The organism is Ruegeria atlantica, from assembly GCF_947495585.1.
Classification (GTDB): domain Bacteria; phylum Pseudomonadota; class Alphaproteobacteria; order Rhodobacterales; family Rhodobacteraceae; genus Ruegeria; species Ruegeria atlantica_G.
On record NZ_CANLZK010000033.1, the window covers coordinates 1 to 6,968 of the forward strand.

The 6,968-nt window shown below is 52.4% G+C and carries 5 protein-coding genes; all 5 read right to left on the minus strand.

Features of this window, described 5'->3' with window-relative positions; translation table 11 throughout:
- A partial coding sequence (gene hsdR / locus QMP16_RS23325; protein WP_282154362.1) for an EcoAI/FtnUII family type I restriction enzme subunit R occupies window positions 1-2,262 on the minus strand: 2,262 nt, incomplete at its 3' end.
- A 67-nt stretch (window positions 2,263-2,329) separates the two neighbouring features.
- Window positions 2,330-2,653: a hypothetical protein gene (locus QMP16_RS23330; protein WP_282154363.1), complete on the minus strand. Its 324-nt coding sequence runs from the start codon at window positions 2,651-2,653 to the stop codon at window positions 2,330-2,332.
- Between the two features lie 9 nt (window positions 2,654-2,662).
- The gene (locus tag QMP16_RS23335; protein ID WP_282154364.1) at window positions 2,663-3,841 is read right to left on the minus strand and encodes a restriction endonuclease subunit S; all 1,179 of its coding nucleotides are present in this window, start codon (window positions 3,839-3,841) and stop codon (window positions 2,663-2,665) included.
- The gene (locus tag QMP16_RS23340; protein WP_282154365.1) at window positions 3,838-5,286 is read right to left on the minus strand and encodes an N-6 DNA methylase; all 1,449 of its coding nucleotides are present in this window, start codon (window positions 5,284-5,286) and stop codon (window positions 3,838-3,840) included. The genes QMP16_RS23335 and QMP16_RS23340 overlap by 4 nt, the downstream gene beginning before the upstream one ends.
- Window positions 5,287-6,276: 990 nt before the next feature.
- Complete coding sequence (locus QMP16_RS23345; protein ID WP_282154366.1) at window positions 6,277-6,852, minus strand: hypothetical protein; 576 nt, start codon at window positions 6,850-6,852, stop codon at window positions 6,277-6,279.
- Between the last annotated feature and the right edge of the window lie 116 nt (window positions 6,853-6,968).

Consider the following 6,968-nt stretch of genomic DNA (forward strand, 5'->3'; position numbering starts at 1 on the left):
TAGTTTCTCTTTGCCCTCGCCGATACTGCCGTACCGCGCCACCAGAAATTGCCCCAATTTCTTAGTTGCCAACTCACTTTCACCATCTGTTTCGTAGGCCTTGAGGATGCCAAGCAACAAGTCTTTAGTCTCCGCATCAAAGACGTCCATCGACCCTTCTCTCACCCGGTCTGCCCTATCGCATCTAGTCTTGGGGGTGTTTGTGAAAAGGATGTAGCTGAGGACATCAAACAAATCGCTCTCTGGGGCATCAACTAGCCGTCGAATGTCGTCGAGCCTGTCCTGATCGTATCCTCGGTCAGACAGTTGTCCGAGAAAGTGTTCGCGGTTGTCAGGATCGCTCCATACCGCCCGCAGCTGGTCTTCATCCGCAACAATCCCAGAAAGATCACCAAACAGCCTTTTCAAGAACTCCGCCGCAGAGATCGGCTTGCCCTCTGGGCTCCAGTAGGTCGTGGCCGCGATGTATTTGATATTGCGAACTGTCCCATCCGAGAGCGCGACTTGGATCTTCTCTCGGGAGAGGTCATCCGCATCTTCACCGTTTTCTGGTGGTTCGCCTTCATCTACCGGGGGTTCGCTCGGTGGAACACGAGGACCTCGGGGCGCTTCAGGCTCAAGCGGTTCCCCATCCCATTCAGGATCGTTGAAGTTCTCATGCGCTTTCACGAAGTCCCAGATCGTGAAGAAGTCTTTGCCTTCAAAGGTCCGTGTCCCCCGACCGATGATCTGCTTAAACTCGATCATTGAGCGAATTGGGCGCATCAGAACGATATTGCGGATGTTCCTCGCATCGACGCCCGTCGAGAGTTTCTGCGAAGTGGTCAGAACCGTTGGGATCGTCTTTTCGTTGTCTTGGAAGTCGCGAAGGTGTTGTTCACCAACTGCGCCGTCGTCGGCAGTCACGCGGTGACAGTAATTTGGGTTCGTGCTGTCCTTAACTTGATTGATGAGGTCTCGTACGAGAGCCGCGTGATCCTGTGTAGCACAGAACACCAACGTCTTTTGTCGCTGGTCGATCTGGCTCATGAACTCCTGCACACGGCTCAGCTCGCGCTCTTCAATCACGATACGGGTATTGAAATCGCTCTCGGTGAACGCTTCACCGGCCTCGATGTCGCCGACAATCACATCGTCGGAGCCGTCATAAACATATTCATCAATGGTACTTGCCATCTGACGCACCTTGAAAGGCGTCAGGAAACCGTCCTCGATACCGTCCCGCAGTGCGTAGGTATAAGCCGGTTCGCCGAAGTAAGCGTAGGTGTCGGCATTGTGCTTGCGCTTGGGAGTAGCTGTGAGACCAAGCTGTGCGGCTGGCTCAAAGTATTCCAGCAGGTGACGCCATTCGCTCTGGTCGTTAGCACCGCCTCGGTGACATTCATCAATTACGATGAAGTCGAAGAAGTCCGGGGAATAGTTTTTGTACACCGGCTCACCTTCACCTGTCATGAAGGTCTGGAAGATCGTGAAGAACAGGCTCGCGTTCTTGGGAGGCTTGCCACCGTTCTTGCGGATAGTGTCGGGGTCTATGCGAGTAACTGCATCGTTCGGGAACGCCGAGAATGCGTTGTAAGCCTGATCGGCGAGGATATTCCTGTCAGCTAGAAAGAGGATACGCGGTCGCCTGACCGGCTCACCTGACAGGTTCCACTTTGCCTGAAACAGTTTCCAAGCGATCTGGAAGGCTATGGACGTCTTTCCTGTCCCGGTTGCAAGCGTCAGCAATATCCGCTTGTCGCCATTTGCTAGAGCTTCCAAGGCGGCTGTAATGGCGTTGTGCTGGTAGTACCGCAGCTCCCACTTGCCGCCGTCTGTCTCGAAGTCTACCGCACCGAAGCGTTCCCGCCAGTCGCTCTTAACCGCGAATGTCCGATCCCATAGTTCGTCTGGTGTGGGGAACGGGAGGGCTAAATCGCCCTCAGCCCCTGTTGTCATATCGATCTGGTACCAGCTCAAACCGTTGGAGGCGTAAGCGAAGCGTGACCCCAACCGGCATGCGTAGTCTTTGGCCTGACCAACCCCGTCGCGATAACTGATGCCTGCGCGTTTGGCCTCCAGAACAGCCAGCTTCTGGCCCTTGTGGATCAGGACATAGTCGGCGGAGAGGCCTCGTCCCCGTGTGCCGCCGGACTGAATACGCCCCGGACAGATCACCTCGCGACGCACTCTTGAGCCGTTCTTACCCCATCCAGCAGCAGCAAGAACCGGCTCAATGCGCTCTGCGCGGGTATCGGCTTCGGTTTCGTCGTGGATACTCATGGCCAGTTCTCTTGATTTGCCGTTTCTGTGCGCGTCGGGGCAGTTTCTTCCTTGATACTTTGATAGTCTACAACTTCAGCCCGTGATCGCTTTCGAGCTTCGCCAAGACACGATCCATCGCGTACACGATGTTCAGTTGGTTGGCTCCGAACTTGAAGTGACCAGAGATCAGTTCCTCAGGAGAAATGGGCGCATTGGTCGGGTACTTGAACTTTCGCTTGTTGCCGTTTTGGTCAGTGACAGTAAGAGAATATTGAAAACTCCGTCCCTCTCCTTCGTACATACCACCGGGGCCATAGTTCTGGATGTTGCCGTTGTAGCAGTATCCGCCAACCAGCTCGGTCAACTCCGCCAATAGTTTTGCTCGTTTCTTTGTTAGTTTTCTGGGCATGTATGTCCTTTAAGTAAGTTCGCCAGCGAAGGCCTTTTGCAACAGTGATTGGCGAAGGTCGTCAAAATCACGGATCTGGGTTACGTATTGAGCAGCCAAGTCGTCGATCGGCTCGCGCATTTTTTCAGCTTTGCGAACAATTTCCTTTTGAACGTCGAACGATGGTAGACGCATAGGATAGGTTTTGAGCTTCGACGCGCTTATGTTCGCTTGGTTTACGCTCTTGCCGGATATTGAGCGCCCATAATTTCTTGCACCCCTACTGTTCAAAAACATGTTGAGAAATTCTGGAAGTAACTTTTCACGATCAAACTGCAACCGGATCAAATAACCCGCAAAGATCGCTTGCCTTTCACCTCGGTAAATTGCCGCTTTGCCTACGTGCTCTAGACTATTGGTGCGGTTGAACAGTACGTCACCATTTTTCAGGTTTAACTTCTCTATGTCCGCTACATTATCCGTATAGACCAGATTACCCCAGTCGATTTCACCTGATTGTAAGTTCCCCATACGCAAGACCGGAACTATGCCTGAATTTTTTGATTTTGCCGAAGTTCCATACTCAAACCCTGAGCAAGCCTCTCCTATCGTAGTGAGCTTTGATTGGTCTGCAGACGCGATCAGCTCGTGTTCAAAGCTAAGTGAAAACAACTCCCGCGAATTCTGCAGGTTAACCTCAGCGTTCTCCTTGGCGCGAGCCAGTCCCTCGAAGGCTTCGTCTAGAACCGCAACGATCCGCCGTTGTTCTTCAAGGGGTGGGACAGGAATGGCACGTGCTTCCATTGAGCGCTTGGACACATGGATCATCGTTGCACCCGCGCCTTGTTCTTCCTTGATACGTTCTTTGTCCCAATCAAAGAAATAGAACAGATAGTCCCTCAGAACTTGTTCAGATGGGGCTACTTTCCAGATGTGATAGTGATAGATAACCTTACCACCGTTCCAGATACGTGGACCGAAAGACGCTGACCAAGCGTATAGTAGGTCTCCGTTATCGCAGTACTTGTTTTCATCCAACTCCAGATCAGAATAGTACCAGTGGTTGTTCGTAAAGAAATTGCCGACTCGAAGCACAGGGTAACGTCCAGACTCAAGAAGCTCCGGCTTCTTGTACGCACGACCGTTGAGAAGACTGCAGACTTCTCCAAGTTGCATTGTTTGCCAACCCGACTTTACCAGATCCTTCACAGCATCCCCCGGATGTCTTCGAGGATCTTGGCTGTCTCTGCATCCCGCACCAACATGTCCGCAATGATGTCTTCGGGGGACCGCAGAGGAGCCTCCTCAGGTGCATTGGGGTTCTTCACTGAGAGATCATACGTCTCTTCGTCCAGATCGGCTCGTTTCACGATCCAGCTTTGGGGTCCGTTGGGGCGTGTCTTCTGCAGCTCCACAAACTCAGCAAGATCGTCATCGTTTAAAGGGTTGGTCTTTCCCAAGCTGCGACCGGGATCGAGCTGATAGAACCAGATATCTCTTGTGGGCGCACCCTTCTCGAAGAACAGCACCACCGTCTTAACACCAGCACCCTGAAACGTCCCTTGCGGACAGTCGAGGATCGTATGCAATTCGGCGGCTTCCAGCAGCTCCTTGCGTAAGGCTTTCGAGGCGTTGTCGGTGTTGCTGAGGAAAGTGTTCTTGATAACTACCGCCGCCCTGCCACCAGCTCGCAGCTTGCGAATGAAGTGTTGCAGGAAGAGGTATGCTGTCTCACCAGTACGGATCGGAAAGTTCTGCTGCACCTCCCGCCGCTCTCCGCCCCCGAAAGGAGGATTGGCGAGGATGATATCGTGGCGGTCCTTCTCTTGGATATCCATCACGTTTTCATTGAGCGTGTTGGAGTGGATAAGATTGGGTGCCTCGATCCCATGCAGGACCATGTTCATGATGCCGATGACGTAGGCGAGACCCTTCTTTTCCTGTCCGTAGAAGGTGTGGGTCTGCAGCGTCTCAAAGTTAGACGCCGACACTTCGTCATTGCGCATGTAGTCGTAGGCTTCACAAAGGAAGCCAGCAGAGCCGACAGCGCCGTCGTAGATCGTCTCACCAATCTTGGGGTCAGTTACCTTGATCATTGCCCTAATAAGCGGACGTGGGGTGTAGTATTCGCCTCCATTGCGACCTGCATTACCCATGCGACGGATGCGGGTTTCATACAGCTCTGAGAGTTCGTGGCGCTGGGCTTGGGTGTTGAATGACAAGCCGTCTACTGCCTCCAGCACGTCTCGGAGGATGTACCCGGATCGAAACTTGTTGCGAAGCTCGGTGAACACCTCACCGATCTTGTACTGGATCGTCTGAGGGCCTGTAGCGGACTGACGGAAGGCCGCGAGATACGGGAATAGCTCTTGATCGACGAACTTGATCAGGTCATCGCCGATAAGAGCTGCGTTATGGTCGAACTCTCCGTTGACCTTGGGTGCTGCCCACTTATCCCAACGATAGTCACCATCGATAATGGGCGAGTAGTCTTCGCCATCAAGCTCGGCTCTGTCGCGTCGCTCGCTTTCGAGGTCATGCAGATACTTGAGGAATAAGACCCAGGATGTCTGCTCCACATAGTCCAGCTCGTTGGCGATACCATCTTCGGCGCGGAGGTCCCGCTCGATCTTGTTGAACGCGTTCTCGTACATGTCTTCCTGCTCTTTTTGTTGTCGGCAGAGTTTCACCTGAGGGTGCAAAGATCAACCGCAATCAAACGAGGCCGCGACGGCCTTATTGCCACGCTCCAAACCATCTGGAACGCGGTCTAAAAAAGGTCGGCAGAGGGACAGAGATTTGGATCGTTTCTGACCGGCAATAGTGCCTGGCTGGCTACCCCCGCTTTGATAGCGAGGGCCACGTCACTATGCGGCGACGGCGTCACCAATCGAAACACCCCAGTTTGTCGTGACAAACCTTGAGGCCTCTTGAGGTATCGTCGGATATGCTCTGGATCCTCGGTAGTTGTAGACCTTACTCCCTTCCTTGGCCTTCAGGAGGTACAAGTTGGTCAGAATTTCTTTGACATTGTTGTCGCCGTTTCGCGCTCGGTCAATCAGACCTTCTAGGTAGGCTGGGCGGTCTGCAGGAGGCATCCCGTAGTAGGTTTTGCAAAGGATCATATGGAGGTTGAACAGTTCGTCTTCTCGACGGCGCTTCGTTGGTGAAGTTGTACGGTTCTCGGGAACGCCTCCTCGTGATGAGGCTTTGCGACAAGTCGCGTCGCAGAACTTTGCTGATGAGCGTTGCGCATAGAAAGACGCCCCGCACTGGTGGCAGGTTATTGATATCATGGGCTGTCCTATTGGAGTTAGCGTGACGCCACTATAGAGAGAGGACCTGAATGTTGAGACACAGGCCAGCGCATTACGTCACTAGTGTTTAGGGAGTTCATCTGGATACATTCATCAGGCAACTACCTGATGTTCAGACCAGATGAGATAGACCAAGGATAACGTTGTAGGGGGTGGACCACCCACCAACGATAGCAATTCAATCTAGCTAAATGCCATGATCGAGAGACACCCTGAGAGGCCTATCTCAGGTTTTACTCGATGAAGATACTAGCCTGTCGTTGTTCAACGATGTTGCGATGACCAATAATATCATTTTGCTCAAGGCTGGTCTGTCATCTTCGTTTGCTACTTTTGGCCAGTAAGATTTGTCGGATTATTTGCAACAAATACCCGCTTACGCTTGGTCTCGATCTTTGGGTAAGGTCTCTTCTTGGACGGACCTATCTCGACCTTAATGGGTGTTGTCGTCACAGTTGCTTCATTTGTCTTGGAAGCTGGTCGGCACTCTTCGACCTTCTGTTGTGTGTCCTTACCGTCGTCGTTGACCTCAGGGCAGGTAATCACGTTTTGCTCAGATGCTTTTCGGTACGCGTAACGCTCTTTGGCCAACACTCGTCTGTTATGATCTCTTTCCAACCGGTCCTGCCATTTGGCTTCTATGAGGACCCTGAGGTCGTCATCAGAAAGATGTCGAAGATGCTCCTGATTGCGATGCCAACGTAGAGAGCGTTGCATGCGCTCTTCGTGTTTGACCGATGCGGCAGCGGCTTCAGCCTTGCGTTTGTTGTGCGCTAAAACTCGACAGCTATCGGAGCAGTATTGGGAGGTCTTTCTGAACGGCGTGTATCGGCTCTTGCAATGCTTGCAGCTCTTACGTGCCTTTGGCTTTGCCGTTTTGGTGTTAGTTGCGTCAGCGGCCATCTACTTGATCTCTGGGTTGGAGCTAGAATTTAGCTTATTGTTGTACTCATAGGTCGGGCGTAATTGAATTATATTTATTTTCAGGTGCTTGAGGGAGTTGCCAAATTAACGCTAAG